Origin of the sequence: Psychrobacter sp. S1-30-MNA-CIBAN-0213 (assembly GCF_040309845.1) — a bacterium.
GTDB lineage: Bacteria > Pseudomonadota > Gammaproteobacteria > Pseudomonadales > Moraxellaceae > Psychrobacter.
On the sequence record NZ_JBEOPE010000003.1, the window covers coordinates 354,989 to 378,328 of the forward strand.

A 23,340-nucleotide genomic window follows, 5' to 3' on the forward strand; every position below is an offset into this window, starting at 1 on the left:
CCCTATGTTACGGTTAGATGCAGAAAACTCTTTGTTAGAAAATATTCAAGCTGTTGTAGAAGAGATTCTAGCCGCTGATAATCAAGCGCTCAGCACGCTTTGTATAACTGATAAATTGCGTCACGATATATTAAATACTTTAGTCACTTATAGCGATAGAATTCCTTACCCTGCTAGTGCTGCCGCTGATTTTGAAAAAAACAAATGTGAAACTAACTCAAATACATTCATCCGCTGGCAAGTTTTGGCTTATGTGGCAGATATTGATTTGACGATTGCCAAATGGTTTGAATCACATTTGGATGCGCTCAGTATTTTGCATGAAGTGGGTTATGACAAACCGGCACAAGGACTATGGGCGGTTTGGGCGGCAGAGGGTCATCCTTTGAGCTATCAAGAGGGTAAAGTTACAGGCACCAAAGCATGGTGTTCGGGGGCAAATATTGTTGATCATGGGCTAATGACTTATCGAGATGAGCAAGGTCATTCGCAGCTACTTATAGTAGATATGCAGCAAGCTGGCATTGAGATTGACAACAGGGCTTGGCAAGCAGTCGGCATGCAAGCCACTGATACCGCCACCATAAAGTTTAATGGGGTGGCGGCTAGTAAGGTTGGGGCAGCAAATGCATATTTAGAACGGGTAGGATTTTGGCATGGGGCAGCAGGGGTTGCCGCTTGCTGGTATGGGGCGGCGACCTGTCTCGCAGGCTATTTAATCCCGGCGTATCAACAAAAACCGAACGATTATAAAGCCATGTATTTGGGGCAAATTGGAACAGCGTTGGCAGTCACTCGGCAGTATTTTTATCATGTTGCTCACTTAATAGATACCCAGCCGCAGCACAGCCATGAGCTTGCTATTCGTCAATTAAGAGCAAACGTTGAGCAGGTGGCGCGCCAAGTACTGGAGGGCGTCGGACAGGCATTAGGCGCAGCACCGTTTTGTAGTAATGCTCATTTTGCAAGATTAGCAGCAGATTTGCCCGTATTTATTCGTCAAAGTCATGGCGCGTTTGATCTGCAAAAGATTGGCGAGTTATCTAGCGTTTCAGCTGGCAACTTGACCAGCGACTTAACTGATAGGCGGGAGAACATATGGCAACTATAACGCCTAGTAAGGCTAAGCCTATAAAAGGTAACCCTATAAAAGAGGAACATCCGATTGTTGGCGACCGTATTATTGAAGGCGATGGTACCAGTCAAGACGCGTGGCAAAATTGGCAAGGGCTGCACAATCTGCCCCGATTAAATATGGCGAAACACTTTCCACCGCACCAGCGGGTGTGTATCTTTGCGCCACATCCTGATGATGAAGTATTAGGCTGTGGTGGTCTGCTGCAACAACTGGCTGCTAATGGCAATCCTATCATCCTTGTTCACGTGACCAATGGCACACAAAGCCATCCAGACTCAAGGATTTATCCGCCAGAGCAGCTTGATATTATCCGTCCGCAAGAAAGTATTAAAGCATTAGCTGTATTGGGCATAGCTCATCAAGTGACGACTATTGCCCTAGAATTGACTGATGGCGATGTATTCGCTGAGCAGGCACAGTTTACTGAAAAGTTAGCAGCCATTATCCAGCCTAACGATATTTTAGTGACGCCCTTTATTCATGATGGACATCCTGACCACGAGGCAACGGGACAAGTGGTCGCCGCATTTGCTAAGCAGCATCATCTAGCCTGTTATCAAGTATTGATTTGGGCTTGGCATTGGGCACAGCCTGCCGATAGTCGTATTCCTTGGCACTGTGCTGTCAGAGTAGATTTAACCGATGAGCAAGTACAGCGTAAATCCCAAGCTATTGCTTGCTTTACTAGCCAAATTACCATTGATGAGAGTACGGGTAGCCCGCCTATTTTATCGGCTCAAACCATCGCCAGAATTAGCCAACCTTGGGAGGTTTATTTGTATGAGCCACAATCTTAAGTCTACGCCGTCAATGAATCTTGCCGACACTTCAATGAATCTTAGTGATAGTTTAAACGTTGCTAGCACTAGCTCAATGGGCTGTACTCAATCTGACTCTCAATCCCAACCCCAATATGATACCTATTCAGAGACGTATTTTGATGCTTTATACAGTGACAATAGCGACCCATGGCAGTATCAGACCCGCTGGTATGAAAAACGAAAACGTGAAATGTCTCTCGCCGTATTGCCACAAGCAGAGTATGACAATGCCATTGAATTGGGCTGTGGTAACGGGGTGTTTAGTAAATTACTGTCCCATCGTTGTCAGGCTTTGCTCAGTATAGATGGTAATGCTCAGGCGGTACAACTTGCCAAACAACGCTTGGGGGAGTTATCGCATGTCAGAGTGATACAAGGAGTTATTCCTCACGTATTACTGAGCTTAGACGATGCGCTTCTACAAGCGTATCCTTTATCGAACGGCATGCTTGCTAATAAACCACCCTTTGATTTAATCGTTATTAGTGAGATTTTATATTATTTATCGCCCACTGATATTGATACGGTTATCACTTGGATTAAACAAAACCTAGCTGTAGGCGGTACATTGCTGTGCTGTCATTGGCGCTATGCTATCGATGACTTTGTAATGACTGGCGAGACGGTGCACCAACGCTTACAGCGAGCGTTTAATGTGACAAGTAATGAAGTGGATCGTCCAGCTTTTACTCATCCCGCTTTTAATCATCAAAGCCAGATTATAGATAGCGATTTTTTATTAGACGTTTGGCAACACTCTCCAAAGTCTGTCGCTATGCAAGAAAACTTAATATGATGGAGTATAACCGCGTATGACAGTCTGCAAAATAGTGATTGGCATGGTGGGCAGCATAATGAGAGGCACAGCGTTGATATGAAAATCGCTATTTTGATTCCCGCTCATAATGAGGCGATGACTATTGCCAATTGCTTGGCATCGGTTCAGACCGCTATTGCGCTATTGCCCTCAACCATTGCGGTGTATCCGCTGGTGGTGCTTGATAGCTGCACTGATGAGACACTTACGATAGTCAAAAGTACAGGCGTTAATTATATATGCTGTGATTATCGCTGTGTGGGACGGGTGCGAGATTTGGGTATTCGCCATGCGATTACACATGGCGCAACTTGGATTGCCTGTACAGATGCCGATTCAGTAGTGACTAAAGATTGGCTGGTGCAGCAAATTACCCATATTACTGACCAGCCCACCGATATGATTTGCGGCGTGGTGAGCGTTGATAGCTGGGTGAATTTAACCCCGCAAACGCGCGAAGATTATATGGCTCATTATCAAGATATGATGGGACATCGCCATATTCATGGGGCAAACTTAAGTTTTAGCAGTGAGGCCTATCTTACCGTTGGCGGCTTTGCCCCATTAAGGTGCCATGAAGATGTGGACTTGGTTAAAAAGTTTGAGAGCCAAGGCTATGCTATTACTTGGAGTAATCGCGTCCGTGTGATTACTAGCAGCCGTCTAGATGCTCGAGCGACAGAAGGTTTTGCAGCATTTTTAGCAAATTTAGAAAAAGGCAATTTGCAGTAGCTGTTTAGAACAGCTATTTTAAGCAATTATTTAAAGCAGCTATTTAAACTCACTTAAGAGCTGACTAGCATGCAGCAATTAAGGTTGCCGATTGCTTCTTATTTATCAAAGCTGTGTTTTAAACTAAGCATGCATCAATAGTATCCACAGCAGAACTTATCTTAGGCTGCTATCTTCTCGTTTTTACTTAAGCTTTTTTTCAAAAAGTGGTCGAATATAAATGGGCCAAACGGTAAAAACGAGCCGAGCACACCTGCGGGCATAGCCCAAAGCGGCATTTTAATTTTGATGGTTGAGCCCATGAGTATTACGATGTAGGCGATAAATAACACGCCGTGTGCCATACCGACATATTTCACAGCTTCTGGAATGCCCATCATATATTTTAGTGGCATGGCGATGCCGAGCAACAACAAGAAGGAAGTACCTTCTAGATAGCCCATGATGGTAAGGTTTTTTAATGAGCTGTTTTGCTTTTTTGTGAGGTGAGGTGTTTGTTCGATAGTTGGCTGAGCCTGCGACACTGTATTTTCCTTTGGTTATTATTAATAAATAATTTAGGGTTAATTCAATGTTGCTATGATACTGGCTTCTCTTAGGGCTTTGAAGTGTTAGTTTGTGTCAGCAGCTATTTAGTACTTTGCGCCTAGATCGCCGTACTTGTTGAGCCTTCAATTGACATGCGTTCGATGATTGTTGCTTATGTGGTAGTGCAAAATCCAAAAATCCCCAGTTTAATGACTGGGGGTTTTTTTAGCTGAATTTTTAGAACCAATACTTAGAGTATATAGAGAATTATTATTGCTCATCAGGCTTATCGAATAACTTCTTAATAGGTTTGCTATGAATGGTAGAGCTGTTGAACAGTGATTTATTAGCAGTATCACTTTCGGTCCAAAAATTGATATTGAATTGCGCGTCGTCACTCAACTCTACGCGATGCCAGTATTGTGGTGGACTAACGGCAAATTCTCCTGCTTTAATGACTATGGTCTGCTCTGGTTCGGTAGCGGCTTCGTTGGCAAATCCGTAAAAGGTGACAACACCTTGCATGACACAAATTTGGCCAAATACGCCCTCTGCAGTATTGTGATGAGTTAATAAGGCTTTTGGAACTTTATCTTTGGTAAAAAAGTGCGTAGAACGTTTTATTTTCCAGTGACTTGGGATGATTGCACGAGTCATGATAGCTCCTTGGTTAATAAGTCTTTTGTTTTTAGTTTATTTTAAGCTTGTTCTTAAATACTAATGATAATCATTCTCATAATATAACAACTTACAGACTGTTTTACTATGGTCAGTCCTAAATAAAAGAAGTACATAAATTATAATCCACTACTGGAATAAATTTTCCTTGCTTGCTGTGCCTACGCAGACAGAGGCTGCGCAAAATTTATCCCAGTAGTGCTGTATTTGTTTTATAGTGGATCTACTATATCGTCATGCGACTTTAAGTATTAATAAGTATAAAAGAAATGAGTGATAGCTTTTAATCCTCATTAAGTAGTATTAAAACTAGGTTTTATACTGCTTTTGCTCAATAGTTAAGGCTACTACTTATTGCTATCTTGTCTCCATCAGAACTATTCATAACTGACAAGTTTTATGGTGGAGAGTATTTATCATGCATGCAAAAGAGCTGCTGGAAATGGAGCGCCGTGAGATAAGAGCGCTTCACTATACGTGGATTGCTTTTTTTCTTACCTTTTATGTTTGGTTCAATATGGCGCCACTTGCGACGTCTATGTTACAGACAGAGAGCTATTTAACCTCAGATCATATCAAGCTCTTCTTGATTGCGAACGTCGCTTTGACCATTCCTGGCCGAGTGGTTGTGGGCATGGCCTTAGATCGTTTTGGGCCTAGAAGGGTATTCTCTATACTGATGGTAGTGATGGCGATACCTACATGGTTTTTCGCTTTTGGTACCTCAGCCATGCAGCTATTTGTCGCGCGTTTATTTATGTCTATCGTGGGTGCAGGCTTCGTCGTCGGTATTCATATGACGGCGCTATGGTTCAAGCCTAAAGACATTGGCTTTGCGGAGGGGTTCTATGCTGGTTGGGGGAATTTTGGTTCAGCAGCAGCGGCGATTACTATTCCAACGGTAGCACTGCAGTTCTTCGGTGGTGATGATGGGTGGCGCTGGGCGATTGCCTTATCAGGCTTGCTGATGGCTATATACGGTGTTGCGTACTGGTTTTTGATAACAGATGGGCCTACAGAAGATACCCACAAAAAAACACGTAAGTCGGGTGCATTAGAGGTCTCAAGCTGGCGAGATCTTTGGCTATACTGCCTATTTACTATTCCTTTGTATGGCATCTTAGGAGTATTGGTTTATCGTACTAAAAACATGGGTTTTTTAAGCGAGGCCGGTGCTTGGGCTTTCTATCTTCTTATCGCCGTTGTCGTTATTTATCAGATTTATAAGGCGATTAGCGTCAATGCACCCATGCTAAAAGCAGGTATTCCTGAAGATGACAAGTATCCGTTTAAATCCGTTGCTGCCCTCAACGTAAGCTATTTTGCAAACTTTGGCGCTGAGCTTGCGGTGGTCTCTATGCTCCCGATGTTTTTTGCCACGACTTGGAAGCTTGATCCTACGGTAGCAGGTCTTGTGGCTTCAACTTTCGCTTTCGTTAATTTATGGGCGCGTCCGCTAGGAGGTTATATCTCTGATCGTGTCGGTAATCGACGCCTAGTTATGCTGATATATATGTTTGGCATCGGTATCGGGTTTGGGCTAATGGGACTGCTAAATGCAGAGTGGCCATTATTTATCGCCGTCGTTTTTACCATTCTCTGCTCAGTGTTTGTGCAAGGAGCGGAAGGGGCGACCTTTGGTATTATTCCATCAATCAAACGTCGTTTAACGGGCCAGATATCTGGTATGGCAGGCGCGTATGGTAATGTGGGCGCAGTATTCTATTTGTTCATTTATACCTTTGTAGAGCCAAGCCAGTTCTTTTTAATCATCGCTGCAGGTGCGTTTATTGCTTGGATGGTTTGTTTCTTCTGGTTAAAAGAGCCTGAAGATGCCTTTGGTGAAGACTATAAGATGTCATCGGTAGATCTGCAAATTGCCAAAGAATACAACGGTTGATAGTGTTTTTTCTATCCATAAAAAATCCACCTAGCGTAACGTAAGGTGGCTTTTTTTAAACTATAAGCTTATTTGGATAAATGGTTTACTGTCCAAACAGCAGCTTCTACGCGCGTCCGTAGGCCAGTTTTATTCAAAATATGCTTAACATGGACTTTTACCGTTGATTCTGCGATATCCAGTTTATTGGCAATCATTTTATTGCTAAGCCCTTCTGCAATCATTTGAATCACTTGTAATTCTCTAGTAGTTAGATTGCCTGCGATATCGTCGATGCTAGGTTTGCGCAATGTTTGTGCCAGTATCGATGCCAGATTTGGACTGATGACCAGCTCTCCTCGCAATACTTTTCGGATATCAACGATGATCAATTCAGGTTCCATATCTTTTAGTAAGTAACCATCTACTCCCAATTTCAAAGCTTCCTGCACGTCTTCGCCACTATCGGAGACAGTGAACAACAAGGTTTTTACCTCAATATCTCTAGCCCTAATTTCTCTTAAAGTTTCAAGGCCAGTCAGGATAGGCATTTTATGATCTAAGATAACCAAGTCTACTTCATTATTTTCTAAAAACGCTAGTGCCTCTTGTCCATTACTGGCCTCACCAACTACTTTTACATCGTTCTCAAGGCTCAATAATTCTGCAATGCCTCGGCGCAACATAGGATGATCGTCGACTAATAAAAGCTTAGCTGGAGATGTAGGGGTATAAACATTGATACTCATAACACACTCGCAAATTAAAAATTCTACAAAATAAGGGGTTTAAGTCTTTAAAAATTATAAGTTATCGTCAATCCATAATAATATTGATACGCAGTGTTGTTAAGGGCTTATAAATGAGCCTCTTCGGTTGCATACTCTTCAAAGAAGTGGGGAATAAATTTAGTCGTGACGATCGTTCCATGTGGTTCTTTATTAGATACCACTAATTCGCCGCCCAAGTTATGCGCACGCTCTTTCATAATCATTAAGCCGTGATGCTGAGACTGGTCTACAGTGCCTGATATTCCGACTCCATCATCTACAATGGTCATGACAATATATCTATCTTCATCGTAACTTAAGTCAACTTCTACTTTGGCTGCTTGCGCATGCCTGCTGATATTTGATAATGCCTCTCTGGTAATTTGAATCAAATTTACCTGTTCATTAGCATTTAAATTTAGCGTCATCACTCTGTTATTTACCACGACATGGAAGTTACCTTTTAAAGAAAACTCGTTGGCGGTCTCATGCAAAGCATCGTCAAAGTTATCACTGTCTATAGTGAGACGAAAGGTAACCAATAAGTCGCGCAGTGATTGATAGGCTGAATTGAGGCCTGCTTTGATCTGATTAATACTCTGCAAAATATTGGCTGCATTGGGTTCGCCGGATGCATTGTCTAAGCGCTTCTCTAAGACGCTGACTTGGATTTTTAGATATGATAGCGACTGAGCTAAAGAATCATGTAACTCCCTTGCGATAGTGGTTCTCTCTTCAAACAGTATAAGCTGATGCTCTTGCTGACGCTGTTTACGTAGAGATAAAGCGGTGCTGATAAGGTTGGTAAGCGCGATAATCAGTTCGCTATTTTCAGAATTTAGATAGGTACTGTCTATCTCAACCGTTTTGATACGCTGTGAGTATTGGTTGCTTGGTTCTTTATCGTCTAGCGCCAATTCACTATTCATCAGCAATGTTGATTTAGGTCGAACTTTAAGCTCACCAAATTCAACTTTTTGATGAGCAATAGGGTAGGTCTTGGTATGGGCATCTTCTTTAATCAGGCAGTTGTCACAGTTGAGTTTGGTACATAGCTCTTTCATTTTGTCATCATGTAAGGCGATAGAATCTTTGTCATGTAGAGCATTATTTTGAATACATAAAGTAAAGTCTAAATGAGGGAACAGGTCGCCAAAGTCTGTGATTAAGTTATCAAGTCGATGCAAGCTCACTTGACTGGTGGTTAGGTGTTTAGAAAAATCATAAAACAGCGATAATACTTGGTTGGCCTTGACTAAGTGCTGGGTTTTTATCTGTACTTCATTTTCAAGTAAACGCTGATGAGTCTCAATGGTGCTTGCCATATCATTAAAAGAATTGCCAAGTTTATTAAACTCTTCATAGCCCGATATCGAGACTCTAGTATCGCGCTTGCCTTGTTTAAACTGACTGTTGGCTTGGATGAGGTGTTTGACAGGTAGCAGCACGTTTTGCCGCAGCTTTTGCATACCCACTAACATAATAATGATAGTCAGCACCAATGACGCAACTTGTAGAGACTGCTGCCAAGCCTGACGTTGCTCATTTCTAAACTGTAGCTCACTGACGAAGCTATCCACGTCCTTAATGTACTGAGATGACACAGCATAAAATCTCGGCTTATCTTGCACTAACAACGCAGGTTTCAAATCTTGAAGCCACTGTGATTCAATTATACTAAGTTCATTGTTTATCACTTTATGTTCATTGGCATTGGTTGATTGATAGTCGCGTAATGTCGTCAGCCTATCTTCCATGTCTTGAATAAGTAACTGTATTTTTTCAGACGCTCCTTTATCGAGATAACTTAACTCATTTTGTTCTTGAGCCTTATTTGCTATTTGATCAGCTGCTAGGTCGTTACTTGCTGAGTCATCACTTGCCATGTCATTACTTGAAATGTCACTTTGCTCAAGACCAATGTTCAAATTAGAAGGATAATCTTCGGCAAAGTCAGTCGCTAACTGAAAGCTAATACGATAAGTCGCCATACGTATCGAGCCTGCGGTATTAATGGCTTGCGCATCTGATTCAGACATCCACGCGAGCATGCCGCTACCTATTGCGGATATGAAGCATAGGATAGAGATTGTAAATATAGCAGCCCAAACATGTAGGGGTAGAGAGTGGCGTAACAGACGACTATTCATAATTAATAAGGTTTTACCTCTCAGGAAGTATAGGTTTATAAGAGTATCGACTTTTAAATTTTCGCAAAACATTCAAGAGTACAAGCCCCAGTATAAATCTATCATTAAAGGGTCAATCTTTAATATACCTCTAAAGCAGTAGTTAATTTAGCGTGCTAAATACTACCCCTTCCAAGTATCGGTCTACCACTACGTACTAATACTAATAGGCGTGATAACACAGTACCGTAAGTTATCACTTTTTGTTAGTGCATCAAGTGAGTGTTAGTGATTATAACTAGGCATAGCCGATACTAAGTGAGGAATAACATGAGCAATGATTACAACTTCAAAGGTGGTAAGCTCATTACTGATTGGCGTCCTGAAATAGAAGAGTTTTGGGAAGGAGGCGGCAAAAAAGTCGCCAAGCGTAATTTATGGATATCGATACCGTCGCTACTGCTGGCGTTTGCAGTGTGGATGGTATGGAGTGCGGTTATCGTTCGCCTCCCTGAGATTGGCTTTGCTTTTGATAAAGAGCAACTGTTTTGGTTGGCGGCACTGCCGGGATTGTCAGGGGCGACGCTGCGAATATTCTATTCCTTTATGGTACCGATCTTTGGCGGTAGACGTTGGACGGCTATATCGACGGCTTCTTTATTAATTCCGTCATTATGGATGGGGTTTGCGGTACAAAATCCCGATACACCCTTTATGATATTTGCCATCATCGCACTATTATGCGGCTTCGGTGGAGGTAACTTTGCCTCATCTATGTCCAATATTTCGTTCTTTTATCCAAAAGCGGAACAGGGCACTGCGCTTGGTCTCAATGCAGGCCTTGGTAATTTGGGCGTGTCAGTCATGCAGTTCACAGTACCGCTAGTGATATTGTTTGCAGCATTTGGGTCGCTAGGAGGGAATCCTCAGGTATCTGAGACAGGCACCTTGTTCTATCTACAAAATGCTGGTTTTATTTGGGTGCCATTTATCTTGTTATTTTCGGTATTGGCTTGGTTTGGGATGAATGACATCGCCACTGCTAAAGCCTCCTTTAAAGACCAGTCTATTATCTTTAAGCGTAAGAATAACTGGATCATGTGCATCCTATATATGGCTACTTTTGGCTCGTTTATTGGCTTTTCAGCGGCATTTCCTATGCTTATCAAGCACTCGTTTCCCGCGATAGATGCCTTGAAATTTGCTTTTTTAGGTCCATTGGTAGGGGCGTTATTTCGTCCATTTGGGGGCTGGTTATCCGATAAGACCAGTGGTGCTAAAGTGACTTTTTGGAATTACATTGTCATGGTGTTAGCGGTATTGGCAGTGATGTACTTCTTACCTAGCGAGACTAGAGAAGGTAGCTTTGTTGGTTACTTTATCTCATTCATGGTGTTGTTTATCACAACTGGCATTGGTAACGGCTCTACCTTTACGATGATTCCTATCATTTTTAGAACGTTGCATGAGCGCCTTAAACCAGAGAAAATTGGGACAGAAGCGCTGTTCGTAGAGATACGCAAAGAGTCAGCTGCAGTCGTAGGCTTTACCTCAGCTGTTGCCGCTTATGGAGCGTTCTTTGTGCCAAAAATGTTTGGCTCAGGTTTGGGCGTATTTGGTACTTTTATCGCTTTAATAATCTATTACCTTGTTTGTATTGTCTTAACGTGGTGGTATTACAGTCGTAAAAACGCTGAATTCCCAAGCTAGCAATAGGTTTCTAATAAGAACATATAGTCGAGCCACTATAAAATAAATATAGCGCTACAGGGATAACTTTTGCGCAGCAAGCAAGGAACAGTTATCCCAGTAGCGCGTTATAGTTTTTGTATTTGTTTTAGACAGCCGCCATAGTGTTAAAATTTTTCATCATGCTACTTGCTTCTGTAAGTAGCATTTTTTTTGGCCATTTTCCGATGTTTTCTTTGGCTGTTTTCCCATTATTTATGCATTGGCTAAGCGCCCTTGGTTTTATTCAATGGATATTTTAGGGATATTTTGGCAATAGTATTTTTAAAGTGGCTACCACTAAGGGAGTAGTGATCTGCCTATCTTAGATAATAGTAAGACCTCTAGCGCTTCCCTAAAATGATGATATCGAAAAGTATTTATAGCTTTTATATCAAGATTTCATATATAGAGAGACCAATTCGTACTCAGCTATGCAGCCAATGCTAAGAACATTAGTCAAACTAATCGTAGACCATAAACATAAGCTACAAAATAGAGGATAGCAAAATGAGTCATTTACTCGACCAATTCCGCTTTTTTAAACGCAAACAGGGAGAATTCGCCGGTGGACATGGTGAGACACGTGATGAGGCTCGTGATTGGGAAAACGTTTATCGCAGCCGCTGGCAGTATGACAAAATCGTCCGCTCGACTCATGGCGTCAACTGTACTGGCTCTTGTTCGTGGAAAATCTATGTCAAAAACGGTCTAGTCACGTGGGAAACTCAGCAAACTGACTATCCAGAAACCCGCCCAGATCTACCAAATCATGAACCGCGTGGCTGTCCTCGTGGGGCAAGTTATAGTTGGTATATGTACTCTGCTAATCGGGTTAAATACCCAAAAGTGCGTAAGCCTCTATTAAAATTATGGCGCGAAGCCAAAGGGCAGTATCCAGATCCAGTCGATGCATGGGGCAGTATCGTAGAAGATCCTATCAAAGCAGAACAGTATAAATCCAAGCGCGGGCTTGGCGGCTTTATCCGCTCAACGTGGAGCGAAGTTAACGAAATCATTGCTGCCAGCAACGTCTATACTGCCAAAGTTTATGGTCCTGATCGGATTGTTGGCTTTTCACCGATTCCTGCGATGTCGATGGTAAGTTATGCGGCTGGTAGTCGTTACCTATCGCTTATTGGCGGTGTTTGCTTGTCATTTTATGACTGGTATTGTGACTTACCGCCGGCCTCTCCAATGACTTGGGGCGAGCAAACAGACGTGCCAGAATCAGCCGATTGGTACAACTCCGACTACATCATTGCTTGGGGTTCAAACGTTCCACAAACTCGAACACCAGATGCGCATTTCTTCACGGAAGTTCGTTATAAAGGCACCAAGACGGTTTCTATTACGCCTGATTATGCGGAAGTTTCTAAGTTAACGGACTTATGGCTGAACCCTAAGCAAGGTACTGATGCCGCAGTCGCGCAAGCCTTTTGCCATGTGATTATCAAAGAATTTTACCTCAAGCAGCCTAGTGATTATTTCTTGGATTACGCCAAGCGCTATACGGATTTGCCAGTCCTTGTGATGCTAGAGGGTGAAGAGGGCGCGCGCCGTGCTGGTCGTTATCTACGTGCTTCTGACTTAGTCGATAACTTAGGTCAAGAAAACAACCCAGAATGGAAAACCATCGGACTTAATCATGATGGCGAACTGGTGTCTCCGCTTGGTTCTATCGGTTATCGCTGGGGCGAGAAGGGTAAGTGGAATCTTGAAAGTAAAAACGGTGCGACAGGCGCAGAGATTGACCTGACGCTTACGCTAAAAGATAGCAGCGAAACTTGCGTCGTTGGCTTTGATTACTTTGGTCATGTAGATCATCCGCACTTCACCTCAGTACCGGGCAAGCCCATCCAACAAAAAACCGTCCCATGTAAGACTATACAACTGGCTGACGGCACGACCGCTGTCGTCGCGACCGTATTTGACTTAACGGTTGCCAACCTTGGTGTCGATAATGGCGTTGGCGGCGAGCATGTCACTGATGATTATGATGATGCCACCGTACCGGGCACGCCTGCTTGGCAAGAGGTAATTACTGGTCTTAGCCGTGAGCGCGTTATCCAAGTCGCGCGTGAGTTCGCTGAAAATGCGCATAAGACTCATGGTAAATCAATGATTATCATTGGTGCTGGCATGAACCACTGGTATCACCTAGATATGAACTATCGCGGTGTCATCAATATGCTCATGCTTTGTGGCTGTATTGGTAAATCAGGTGGCGGCTGGGCGCATTACGTTGGTCAAGAAAAACTGCGTCCTCAAACCGGCTGGTTACCGCTGGCGTTTGCCCTTGATTGGCATCGTCCGCCGCGTCATATGAATGGTACAAGTTTCTTCTATAACCACAGCTCACAGTGGCGTCATGAGACCATCTCTGCCCATGAAATACTCTCGCCACTCGTCGATAAGAAGTTCTTCCCTGAGCATATGCTTGACTACAACATTCAAGCAGAACGGGCAGGTTGGCTGCCGTCAGCACCGCAGCTGAATCGTAATCCGCTAACCATCGCCGCCAAAGCGAAAGAAAGTGGCAAAGAGGTTGAAGAATATGTGGTCGATTCTCTAGAGGATGGCAGCTTACGCTTTGCTTGTGAATCTCCTGATAATCCCGCCAACTTCCCGCGCAACATGTTTATCTGGCGCTCAAACCTATTGGGCTCATCAGGCAAAGGTCATGAGTATATGCTGCATTATTTCTTGGGCACCAAAAACGGCCTCCTCAATGAAGAGAATCCTGCCGGACATTTACAACCAAAAGAAGTGGATTGGGTAGAAAAAGGTCCGACTGGCAAATTAGACCTAGTGGTCACCCTAGACTTCCGTATGTCCTCAACCTGCTTGTATTCTGACATCGTACTACCAACCGCAACTTGGTACGAAAAAGACGACATGAACACCTCAGACATGCATCCTTTTATTCATCCATTAACCGCAGCGACAGACCCTGCTTGGGAATCTAAAACGGATTGGGAAATCTACAAAGGGATTGCCAAGAGCTTCTCTGAAGTCTCAAAAGGTCACTTAGGGGTTGAGACTGATGTCGTCACTCTGCCGATGCAACATGATACCCCTGGCGAATTAGCCCAGCCATTTGGTGGTACAGACTGGAAAACCGCAGGTGAAAAGCCAGTACCCGGTAAAAACTGCCCAATGATTAAAGTCATTGAACGTGACTATCCTAGTACTTACGCAAAATTCACCTCGCTTGGCCCTGCCTTAGAAAAACTAGGCAACGGCTCAAAAGGACTGAATTGGGATATGAAAACTGAGGTCAAGCAATTGGGTGAGCTTAATTACCGAGTCACTGAACCCGGCATCTCTGAAGGTCGTCCTAATATTAGCACTGCTATTCATGCCTCTGAAACTATCTTGATGTTAGCTCCCGAGACCAATGGTCATGTGGCAGTCAAAGGCTGGGCAGCATTATCTGAGTTCACTGGTCGCGAACATACCCATCTGGCCAAATCGAGTGAGCATGTAAAAATTCGCTTTAAAGATATCGTCGCACAACCGCGTAAAATTATCTCCAGCCCAACATGGTCCGGTATTGAGTCTGATGAGGTGAGCTATAACGCGGGCTATACCAACGTTCATGAGCTTATCCCTTGGCGTACGATTACTGGGCGTCAGCAGTTTTATCAAGATCATCCTTGGATGCAGGCATTTGGTGAGCAAATGCAGCAGTATCGTCCACCTATCGATACCAAGACCACTGAGATGCTCAAAGACGCTAAGCCGAATGGTAATAAAGAGATTGTGCTGAACTTCTTAACGCCGCATCAAAAGTGGGGCATCCATAGCACTTATTCTGAAAACTTGCTCATGCTGACACTCAGCCGTGGTGGGCCTTGTGTTTGGATGTCAGAAGTTGATGCACAAAAAGCCGATATCGTCGATAACGACTGGATTGAGCTGTTTAATGCCAACGGTGCAATCACCGCTCGTGCCATCGTCAGCCAACGGGTCAAAGAAGGCATGACCATGATGTATCACGCACAAGAAAAACTGGTCAACATTCCAGGCTCTGAGCAAACGGGCACTCGCGGCGGTATTCATAACTCGGTGACTCGTACTATCTTAAAGCCGACTCATATGATTGGTAGCTATGCTCAGCAATCTTATGGCTTTAACTACTATGGCACCGTGGGTTGTAACCGTGATGAGTTTGTCGTTATCCGCAAAATGTCAAAAATCGACTGGTTAGAAGACAAGCCAGATAACGCATTACCTCGTCCACTGCCAACCAGCATTGATGGGTAAAGGCACTTTTTTCTACTAATACTTATTATATAAATACTTGGAGCACACCCCATGAAAATTCGTTCACAAGTAGGCATGGTGCTTAACCTTGATAAATGTATCGGTTGTCACACTTGCTCAGTCACCTGCAAAAACGTCTGGACCAGCCGTGAAGGGATGGAATATGCGTGGTTCAATAACGTTGAAACTAAGCCCGGCATCGGTTACCCCAAAGAGTGGGAGAATCAAACCAAATGGAAAGGCGGTTGGATACGTAATGCCAACGGCAGCATAAATCCACGCATCGGCGGTAAATTCAGAGTACTCGCCAATATATTTGCCAACCCTGACTTGCCAGAGATTGATGATTATTACGAGCCATTCGATTTTGATTATCAGCATCTGCATACCGCACCTATCAGTAACCACCAGCCTATCGCCCGCCCGCGTTCAGCCATCACAGGCAAGCGCATGCAAAAGATAGAATGGGGTCCCAACTGGGAAGAAATCCTAGGTACGGAGTTTGAAAAACGTCGTAAGGATAAGAACTTCGATAATATCCAAGCGGATATTTATGGCGAATATGAAAATACTTTCATGATGTATCTACCGCGTCTTTGTGAGCATTGCTTGAATCCGACTTGTGTGGCTGCCTGTCCTAGTGGCGCGATTTATAAGCGTGAAGAAGATGGCATCGTGCTGATTGACCAAGAAAAATGTCGCGGCTGGCGGATGTGTATCTCAGGCTGTCCTTATAAAAAGATTTACTACAACTGGAAGTCCGGCAAATCTGAAAAATGCATCTTTTGTTATCCGCGTATCGAAGCAGGTATGCCGACCGTATGCTCGGAGACTTGTGTCGGTCGTATCCGTTATCTAGGCGTGCTTTTATATGATGCCGACAAGATTGCCGAAGCGGCTAGCACTCCTAATGAGCAGGATATCTATCAAGCGCAGTTAGATTTGTTTTTAGATCCCAATGATCCTGTCGTGATTGCCCAGGCATTAAAAGATGGCGTGCCGCAGTCGGTGATTGATTCTGCGCAGCGCTCACCTGTGTATAAGCTGGCGGTAGATTGGAAGCTCGCCTTACCGCTACATCCTGAATATCGTACCTTGCCGATGGTGTGGTATGTGCCGCCATTGTCACCGATTCAGAATGCTGCCGAAGCTGGCAAAGTCGGTATGGATGGTCTCATTCCAGATGTCGATAGTTTGCGTATTCCGCTACGTTATCTTGCTAACCTGCTGACAGCAGGCGATGAAGAGCCAGTACGTTTAGCGTTAAAACGTCTGCTGGCCATGCGTAGCTACAAGCGTATGCAGCTGGTTGAAAAGCAAGAAGTACAAAGTATCTTGGATGACGTGGGTCTCACTAAACTGCAAGTTGAAGAGATGTACCGCTATCTTGCTATTGCTAACTATGAAGATCGTTTTGTCATTCCAACTGCCCATCGTGAAGAAGCATTAAGTGATGCTTTTGCTGAGCGTAATGGCTGCGGTTTCACTTTCGGTGAAGGCTGCTCAGGACATTCTGACAACAGTATGTTCGGACAACGTAAAGCCAACCGCCGTGATTTCATCGACACTGTACAAAAGTGGGAGTCGTAAGATGCAAACTTCTCAAGTTTATAATGCCAATTCAGTGAATGAGCCAATTGTGCCGCCTAGTATTGGCAATTCAGATCTCAAGCTATTAAAAGTATTGAGCTTACTTATAGATTATCCCAGCAATGAGCTGTTCTTAGGCGATACGCTCGCAGATTGTGCAGAGATTGTGGCGAAATCCACACTCATTAGCCCGGATGTGCGCAGTCAGATTATTAATTTAATTGAAGACTTAATTGAGACGGGGTCTCTTGAGGCGCAAGCGCGTTATGACGGACTCTTTGAGCGTGGTCGTTCCTTATCGCTTTGGCTGTTTGAGCATGTGCATGGGGAGTCTCGTGATCGCGGGCAAGCTATGGTCGATTTGATGAATCAATACCAAGAAGCGGGCTTTGAGATTAGCGTCAAGGAATTGCCAGATTTCTTGCCTTTATATTTGGAGTTTTTAGCTTACCAAGCAGCGATTATTGAAGATGATATTCAGATTCGTATGGATATTGCCGATGTCAGTCACATCATTGCTTTGCTTGCCGCCAGACTTGAAGACCGCGGAAGCTTGTATAAAGGCTGCTTCAATGCGCTATTACAGATTGCTGGCAAGCCACTCGATATGGTTGATGAGTATCAAGAAAAAATCAGTAAAGAGCAGCGCGACGACAGTTTTGAAGCGCTAGATAAAGAATGGGAAGAAGAAGTCGTCACCTTTTTGGATGCACAGCAAGAAGAGCGCTGTCCCTCGCAGACAAGTACCCAGAGCCTTGCTGCAAAAGCAGGGGTTAGAAAATCTGCGGCCGCCAAAGTGGTTGATGCTCCTGTGCACTGGGTGGACTTCCAACAAAGCCAGAACCAAAAATCATCGGTCAATTAATCGTAAGGAGATAAGACATGGATATTGCAGGTCCTAATTTAGAGGCTCTAGCCGGCCTAAATTGGCTACAGATATTCCTTTTTGGTGTTTATCCTTATATTGCTTTGGCCGTCGCTATCGTTGGTACTTGGGTGCGTTTTGATTTATCGCAGTATTCATGGAAGACTGGCTCTACTCAGATGCTCAGAACCAAAAACATGCGCTTAGCAAGCAACTTTTTCCATGTCGGTATCATTGTCGTGCTACTTGGTCATCTATTTGGATTGCTAACCCCGCATTTTATTTATGAGACCTTTATCAGTGCCGGTAATAAACAGATTGCAGCCGTGGTAGTGGGCGGTATTGCCGGTGTATTTTGCTGGATTGGTCTGGCGATGCTCATGTGGCGACGCTTCACTGATGATCGTATTTCCAACACTTCATCATTCTCAGACAAGCTGGTACTCGTACTCTTATTCGTTCAGCTTAATTTAGGCTTGATAACCATCTTTACTTCTGTGCAACACTTAGATGGTTATACGATGATGAACTTTGCTGGTTGGGCACAAGACATTACCGTCTTAAGACCTATCCAAGCCGCCGCACGTATTGAGCAAGCCGATCTGATTTACCAGCTGCACATGGCGCTAGGTATTACCCTGATTATGATTTTCCCGTTCACTCGATTGATCCATATTATTAGCGCACCAGTCTGGTATTTCGGTCGCCGTTATCAGATTGTTAGGCAGAAAAATTCACAATAGTAATAGTGGTAACAGGGACTGTAGTCTCAAAAACTGATAGCAGAAACAGTCGTAAGAGAAAAAGTCACAACAGTGATACAGCATTGATGTTATGATAAGTTATTATAAGATTCATTTTAAATGAATCTTATAATGTATACCAAATAACACTCAACCAATACTCACTAAGGAAAATATAATGGCTTCACCAAAGACATTAGAAATCGTAAAAGCAACCGTACCTGTACTCGAAGAGCATGGCACCGCGATTACCACCGTGTTCTATCAGAACATGTTCAAAGAGCATCCTGAACTGTTAGACATTTTTAACGAGACCAATCAAAAGCTAGGTCGGCAACAGACTGCACTGGCGACCACGGTTTTAGCCGCTGCCAAACATCTTGAAAACTTAGCAATCTTGCTACCGCAAGTGACACAAATCAGTCATAAGCATCGCGCCTTACAAATCCTGCCAGAGCATTATCCTATCGTGGGTAAGCATCTACTTGGGGCGATACAAGAAGTGCTAGGAGAGGCGGCTAATGATGACATCATCGACGCTTGGACTGAAGCTTATGATGAGATTGCTGGCGTCTTTATTCAGCTAGAAGAAGATATGTATGAACAAGAGATGTGGGAAGGTTTTGCTTCTTTTAAAGTTGTTGAAAAGGTAGCCGCAGCCATCGATATCTCAGCCTTTACTGTCGTTCCAGTCAATGACAATTCAGAAACCAGCCGAGACATTGACCTAAGTAAGATCAACCTAACTGCTGGTCAATATATTACGGTAAAAACAGATCCAAAAGACAGTGATCATGTTGCACTACGTCATTACTCTTTATATTCTGCTAACACTGATAAAGGCATTCAATTTGCCGTCAGACGCGATAATCGCAATGAGCATTATGGTCTGGTTTCTAACCATTTACATGATGAAGTAGAGGTTGGCGACACCATTTTATTATCTGCACCTGCTGGCGACTTTGCGCTCACTGAAGATCTAGTGCAGCAAAACGATATTCCATTAGTAATGATGAGTGCTGGTGTCGGAGTCACGCCCATCTTATCGATGTTAGAGGCGCAAGTGACGGCGAACCCAGAGAGACCTATCATTTGGGTATATGCCTGCCAGAACCAAGAGCATCATGCCTTTGATACTGAGGTTAATAAGCTTTTAAAATCAGCAGCAAACGTTGAAAAACATATTTTCTATTTTGACTCTGGACAAATACTCGACGAAGCGTGGCTTGCTACGTTGCCAGAGCCAGCTGATATTTATGTGTGCGGTTCAATGCCATTTATGGAAAGTATGATTGATGGGCTGATGAAGCTCGATCATGGGGTAGATAATGTTCATTACGAGCCGTTCGGTCCTAAAATGAGCTTAGAGCTGTCTTAATCATAAAAATAGAGCGGCACTTAGAGGGCTTATTAAAAAGCTAGGTTGCATGATAATTAAGATTTTAAGTGCTGCTTTATTTTATACATTTGTACCCCACTCTCAACTATTTAAAAATGCTGGGCTAAAGCCACAGCCTACGATAATCCATACTGAGTTCAGAGTGGGATACATTTGTTTTAAATCAAAGTCTGAATAATATTTTTAAATTGCCTATGTTGTTTTTTATATTATTTTCTATTATATGAATTATTAGTGGAGTACCAGCCATGAATGTCAGTACCTATAACCCAGCCGACTATGTTAATAATGTTAATAATGTTAATAATGTTAATAGTGATGCTAACAGCAACGTTAATAGTAAAGTTAACAGTGACAATCATGCTTCAAATGTCGCTAATAATATTCCCATGAGTAACGGCGATGACATCGTGCGTATCATACCAACATTATCTGATCTTCAAAAACCGCATTCTGACCAAGAATTTATCGAAAAAGCGATGGTAGAAGAACGTAGCAATCATAAAAATCTAATTGCCTCTAGCCGCGACGAGCTACCGTCGGTGCTGGTCAACGGTGTGATGATCGATAGAACCGCTATCGCGCAAGAGCTACAGTATCATCCAGCAGAAGACAAAGAAGACGCTGTATTCTTAGCGACCCAAGCTTTGGTAGTGCGTGAATTATTAAAGCTTGCCGTGTTGAATGAACCTAGCCTAGGTGAGCCGGCATGGACAAAAGATGAAGAGCAAGCAATCTCTGAGTTGATAGATAAAAACGTCCAAGCGACGATACCTGATATGGAGACCTGCGAGCGTTACTATCAGCAAAATATGCAAGATTTTATGACCGACCCGATTATGTCCGTTCGTCATATCTTATTGGCGTGTTTGCCAGAAGATGGTGATGAGAGACTAAAGCTCAAAAAGAGCGCTTACGAATTTATTGAACAAATTAAAAATAACTCAAATCCTAACGCTGAGTTTATTCAATTAGCACGGCAATACTCTGCTTGCCCTTCAAAAGAGCAAGATGGCGAGTTAGGTATCATCAGTAAAGGCCAAACCGTTCCAGAATTTGAAGGCACGTTATTCAAATTAGATGCAGGACTCGCACCAAGTCCTATCGAAAGCAGATATGGCTTTCATATCGTCGACGTAATGGATAAGCAACCAGGCATACAAATGACTTATGAGCAAGTAAGCCCTGCTATACATAATAAGTTGAGCCAGCGAGCCTTCCATCAGTCACTGTGCGACTATCTGTTTACCTTAGCAGATGAAGCAGACATAGAAGGGATTGAGATGACGCTTGAGCAAGAAAACGTCTTTCGAGGCTAATTAACTACTTTTAACGTGTCTCTTTTGAGATGCGAATGCTTACGGTTAATAAAAAGAGTGTACGCTTATGATTACTATCGAAGAGTTGCAGTCAGCGATAAAGCAGCGGGTCAATAACTACAATCAAAACGACTGGCCGCTATCTAAAAGGTCAGTGAGTAGCTGCGCTCTGTTAGACAGCCGTAATCAGATATTGGCTGAATATATTATTTCATCATTTGCTGTGCCAAGACACAATCTATCGGCGATGGATGGCTACGCTATTGCTCATAATAGTGATCTTCCAAAAGGCATGATCATTGAGATCATTGGCGAGTCGCAAGCAGGCGCTCCTTACACAGGTAAGCTCAAAAAGGGCCAAGGCATTCGTATCTTTACCGGCGCAGTCGTACCGGATAGTTGCGATACAGTCATCATGCAAGAAAACACCAATTTTGCTTATATCAAAGATAACATTGATAAAACCCAGCCTTACGATATTATTTTATCAAAAGCGGCAGACGTAGATGCCAATATCCGCAAGCAAGGGGAGGAGATACAGCAGAATGAGCTGGTCTTACAACAGGGCAAACGTATTAATCCTGCCGATATCAGCTTACTTGCCAATCTAGGCATTAGCACAGTAAAAGTGTTTAAACCACTCACTGTCGGACTGCTGGCGACTGGTGACGAGCTTGTCGCACTTGGTGATAAGCTAAAAACTTTAGCGCAAATATACAACTCCAATACGCCGACTCTTAAAAGCCTATTAGACTCTTTACCTATCGTTATTAATGACTACGGCATTGTCCCTGATGATATGGCTCAAACTACTAAAGTCATTCATAAAGCTATGAAAAAGTGTGATGTGATAATCTCAACCGCTGGCGTGTCGGTGGGAGATTATGATTTTTTGACGTCAGTCGTTGAGCAGCTAGGCCAAATTAATCACTACAAAGTGGCGATGAAGCCCGGCAAACCTTTCGTATTTGGCGAACTAACAAAAAACGTTGATAAACCTGTTTTATACTTTGGCTTACCCGGCAATCCGTTATCCACGGTAGTAGGAGCGTTGCAATTTGTGATTCCAGCATTATGGCAGATGTCAGGCGCTAGCTTGCCTGAGCAACCTATGCAACTCAACGTCAAAGCCACGCTGATGAATGACATCACAAAATCAGTCGGACGTGCTGACTTTCAGCGCGGGGTGTTAACGCAAAACGAGGCAGGCAGTTACCAAGTTGAATGTTTCTCAAATCAGCAATCGCATAGAATCAAACAACTTAGTCGTGCCAATTGCTTTATCGTGTTAGAAAAAGACAGCGGCAATGTAGCAGCGGGTAATACTGTGACGGTACAACCTTTTCCTTGGCTGCATAGTTAGAAGTTTTCTCGGATTATTAGCAAGAGACCCGTTATTAAAATCCGTTATTAAAAAGCTCCTCATTAAAAACCCGTTATTAAAACCCTGTTATTAAAAAACTTATCATTAAACGACCTTAAGCAACTTAGCGTCTACTACTTTAGTGGTAGACTTTAGGTTACTTAGGGTTATTTTGTATTTGCGCTTTATTTGTCATAATAAGCTTTAAACAGAACTTTTCCTATTCACAACCTGAGGCAACGCTTAGAGCACACAACATATTCAATATTACGGTAATTACCTATGAACTATCTCGCCCCAACTATAGAGAGTGTATCTCTTTATACGCCCCATGCTCCTGATGGGTACGCACCTATTTCGCCTGCTGTTCCATCAACCTCTTTTGCAAATCCTGATATAGTTACGCAGCCTCTAACCGATGGCTTCTCTCGTCGTCTGACTTACTTGCGTCTATCTATCACCGACTTCTGCAACTTTCGCTGTGAATACTGTCTACCCAATGGCTACCAAGGCAAGCGCCCTGATGACGAGCTCAGCATCCCTGAGATTGCTACTCTTATTCGCGGTTTTGC

The 23,340-nt window shown here is 43.3% G+C and carries 17 protein-coding genes and 1 pseudogene; 14 read left to right on the forward strand and 4 right to left on the reverse strand.

All coding sequences use genetic code 11. From position 1 onward, the window contains the following. Positions 1–4 precede the first annotated feature (4 nt). From AAEY87_RS04980 to AAEY87_RS04995, 4 genes are all read left to right on the forward strand, one after another. Complete coding sequence (locus AAEY87_RS04980) at positions 5–1,111, forward strand: acyl-CoA dehydrogenase family protein (protein ID WP_350656181.1); 1,107 nt, start codon at positions 5–7, stop codon at positions 1,109–1,111. Continuing rightward, the gene (locus tag AAEY87_RS04985; protein WP_350656182.1) at positions 1,099–1,935 is read left to right on the forward strand and encodes a PIG-L deacetylase family protein; all 837 of its coding nucleotides are present in this window, start codon (positions 1,099–1,101) and stop codon (positions 1,933–1,935) included. Before AAEY87_RS04980 ends, AAEY87_RS04985 begins: the two co-directional genes overlap by 13 nt. Then, a complete protein-coding gene (locus tag AAEY87_RS04990) occupies positions 1,919–2,755 on the forward strand; it encodes a class I SAM-dependent DNA methyltransferase (RefSeq protein ID WP_502945447.1) in 837 nt (278 codons plus the stop codon). Before AAEY87_RS04985 ends, AAEY87_RS04990 begins: the two co-directional genes overlap by 17 nt. 78 nt (positions 2,756–2,833) lie before the next feature. After that, the gene (locus AAEY87_RS04995) at positions 2,834–3,508 is read left to right on the forward strand and encodes a glycosyltransferase family 2 protein (RefSeq protein ID WP_350656183.1); all 675 of its coding nucleotides are present in this window, start codon (positions 2,834–2,836) and stop codon (positions 3,506–3,508) included. Positions 3,509–3,669: 161 nt separating this feature from the next. On the opposite strand, the gene AAEY87_RS05000 is transcribed toward AAEY87_RS04995, so the two are convergent. Together AAEY87_RS05000 and AAEY87_RS05005 are read right to left on the reverse strand one after the other, a co-directional pair. Then, positions 3,670–3,951, reverse strand: coding sequence for a DUF3817 domain-containing protein (locus AAEY87_RS05000; RefSeq protein ID WP_502945449.1), 282 nt, complete (start codon positions 3,949–3,951; stop codon positions 3,670–3,672). A gap of 355 nt (positions 3,952–4,306) precedes the next feature. Then, positions 4,307–4,693: a TehB family protein gene (locus AAEY87_RS05005; protein WP_350656185.1), complete on the reverse strand. Its 387-nt coding sequence runs from the start codon at positions 4,691–4,693 to the stop codon at positions 4,307–4,309. 439 nt (positions 4,694–5,132) lie between these two features. Here AAEY87_RS05005 and AAEY87_RS05010 point away from each other — a divergent pair, with 439 nt between their 5' ends. Continuing rightward, the gene (locus AAEY87_RS05010) at positions 5,133–6,614 is read left to right on the forward strand and encodes an MFS transporter (RefSeq protein WP_350656186.1); all 1,482 of its coding nucleotides are present in this window, start codon (positions 5,133–5,135) and stop codon (positions 6,612–6,614) included. Between the two features lie 68 nt (positions 6,615–6,682). Here AAEY87_RS05010 and narL read toward each other — a convergent pair whose 3' ends face one another. Beyond that, positions 6,683–7,342 (reverse strand): two-component system response regulator NarL, encoded by a 660-nt coding sequence (gene narL / locus AAEY87_RS05015; protein ID WP_350656187.1) that lies wholly within the window; start codon positions 7,340–7,342, stop codon positions 6,683–6,685. 107 nt (positions 7,343–7,449) lie between these two features. Next, a complete protein-coding gene (locus AAEY87_RS05020) occupies positions 7,450–9,414 on the reverse strand; it encodes a histidine kinase (protein ID WP_350656188.1) in 1,965 nt (654 codons plus the stop codon). Between the two features lie 408 nt (positions 9,415–9,822). Between AAEY87_RS05020 and AAEY87_RS05025 the strand changes: the two genes are divergently transcribed. The 9 genes and pseudogenes from AAEY87_RS05025 to AAEY87_RS05065 form a co-directional block, all read left to right on the forward strand. After that, entirely contained in the window at positions 9,823–11,202 is a 1,380-nt protein-coding gene (locus tag AAEY87_RS05025) for a NarK family nitrate/nitrite MFS transporter (protein ID WP_350656189.1), read from the forward strand. Positions 11,203–11,730: 528 nt separating this feature from the next. After that, positions 11,731–15,489, forward strand: coding sequence for a nitrate reductase subunit alpha (locus AAEY87_RS05030; protein WP_350656190.1), 3,759 nt, complete (start codon positions 11,731–11,733; stop codon positions 15,487–15,489). 51 nt (positions 15,490–15,540) lie between these two features. Further along, positions 15,541–17,079 (forward strand): nitrate reductase subunit beta, encoded by a 1,539-nt coding sequence (gene narH, locus AAEY87_RS05035; protein WP_068037235.1) that lies wholly within the window; start codon positions 15,541–15,543, stop codon positions 17,077–17,079. Between the two features lies 1 nt (position 17,080). Then, the gene (gene narJ / locus AAEY87_RS05040; RefSeq protein WP_350656191.1) at positions 17,081–17,944 is read left to right on the forward strand and encodes a nitrate reductase molybdenum cofactor assembly chaperone; all 864 of its coding nucleotides are present in this window, start codon (positions 17,081–17,083) and stop codon (positions 17,942–17,944) included. Between the two features lie 17 nt (positions 17,945–17,961). Beyond that, complete coding sequence (gene narI, locus AAEY87_RS05045; RefSeq protein WP_068328997.1) at positions 17,962–18,687, forward strand: respiratory nitrate reductase subunit gamma; 726 nt, start codon at positions 17,962–17,964, stop codon at positions 18,685–18,687. Between the two features lie 178 nt (positions 18,688–18,865). Further along, complete coding sequence (locus tag AAEY87_RS05050; protein ID WP_350656192.1) at positions 18,866–20,065, forward strand: globin domain-containing protein; 1,200 nt, start codon at positions 18,866–18,868, stop codon at positions 20,063–20,065. A 269-nt stretch (positions 20,066–20,334) separates the two neighbouring features. Beyond that, on the forward strand, positions 20,335–21,405 hold the full coding sequence (locus tag AAEY87_RS05055; RefSeq protein ID WP_350656194.1) for a peptidylprolyl isomerase: 1,071 nt from the start codon (positions 20,335–20,337) through the stop codon (positions 21,403–21,405). Between the two features lie 67 nt (positions 21,406–21,472). After that, the gene (locus tag AAEY87_RS05060; protein ID WP_350656196.1) at positions 21,473–22,768 is read left to right on the forward strand and encodes a molybdopterin molybdotransferase MoeA; all 1,296 of its coding nucleotides are present in this window, start codon (positions 21,473–21,475) and stop codon (positions 22,766–22,768) included. A 282-nt stretch (positions 22,769–23,050) separates the two neighbouring features. Then, positions 23,051–23,340: pseudogene (locus AAEY87_RS05065) on the forward strand (GTP 3',8-cyclase MoaA); the annotation flags it as partial.

What these genes read in the sequence shown, in the direction of transcription:
- AAEY87_RS04980 (WP_350656181.1), top strand. Translation starts at nt 5, where the DNA reads ATGTTACGGTTAGATGCAGAAAACTCTTTGTTAGAAAATATTCAAGCT.
- AAEY87_RS04985 (WP_350656182.1), top strand. Translation starts at nt 1,099, where the DNA reads ATGGCAACTATAACGCCTAGTAAGGCTAAGCCTATAAAAGGTAACCCT.
- AAEY87_RS04990 (WP_502945447.1), top strand. Translation starts at nt 1,919, where the DNA reads ATGAGCCACAATCTTAAGTCTACGCCGTCAATGAATCTTGCCGACACT.
- AAEY87_RS04995 (WP_350656183.1), top strand. Translation starts at nt 2,834, where the DNA reads ATGAAAATCGCTATTTTGATTCCCGCTCATAATGAGGCGATGACTATT.
- AAEY87_RS05000 (WP_502945449.1), bottom strand. Translation starts at nt 3,951, where the DNA reads ATGGGCTATCTAGAAGGTACTTCCTTCTTGTTGTTGCTCGGCATCGCC.
- AAEY87_RS05005 (WP_350656185.1), bottom strand. Translation starts at nt 4,693, where the DNA reads ATGACTCGTGCAATCATCCCAAGTCACTGGAAAATAAAACGTTCTACG.
- AAEY87_RS05010 (WP_350656186.1), top strand. Translation starts at nt 5,133, where the DNA reads ATGCATGCAAAAGAGCTGCTGGAAATGGAGCGCCGTGAGATAAGAGCG.
- narL (WP_350656187.1), bottom strand. Translation starts at nt 7,342, where the DNA reads ATGAGTATCAATGTTTATACCCCTACATCTCCAGCTAAGCTTTTATTA.
- AAEY87_RS05020 (WP_350656188.1), bottom strand. Translation starts at nt 9,414, where the DNA reads ATGCTCGCGTGGATGTCTGAATCAGATGCGCAAGCCATTAATACCGCA.
- AAEY87_RS05025 (WP_350656189.1), top strand. Translation starts at nt 9,823, where the DNA reads ATGAGCAATGATTACAACTTCAAAGGTGGTAAGCTCATTACTGATTGG.
- AAEY87_RS05030 (WP_350656190.1), top strand. Translation starts at nt 11,731, where the DNA reads ATGAGTCATTTACTCGACCAATTCCGCTTTTTTAAACGCAAACAGGGA.
- narH (WP_068037235.1), top strand. Translation starts at nt 15,541, where the DNA reads ATGAAAATTCGTTCACAAGTAGGCATGGTGCTTAACCTTGATAAATGT.
- narJ (WP_350656191.1), top strand. Translation starts at nt 17,081, where the DNA reads ATGCAAACTTCTCAAGTTTATAATGCCAATTCAGTGAATGAGCCAATT.
- narI (WP_068328997.1), top strand. Translation starts at nt 17,962, where the DNA reads ATGGATATTGCAGGTCCTAATTTAGAGGCTCTAGCCGGCCTAAATTGG.
- AAEY87_RS05050 (WP_350656192.1), top strand. Translation starts at nt 18,866, where the DNA reads ATGGCTTCACCAAAGACATTAGAAATCGTAAAAGCAACCGTACCTGTA.
- AAEY87_RS05055 (WP_350656194.1), top strand. Translation starts at nt 20,335, where the DNA reads ATGAATGTCAGTACCTATAACCCAGCCGACTATGTTAATAATGTTAAT.
- AAEY87_RS05060 (WP_350656196.1), top strand. Translation starts at nt 21,473, where the DNA reads ATGATTACTATCGAAGAGTTGCAGTCAGCGATAAAGCAGCGGGTCAAT.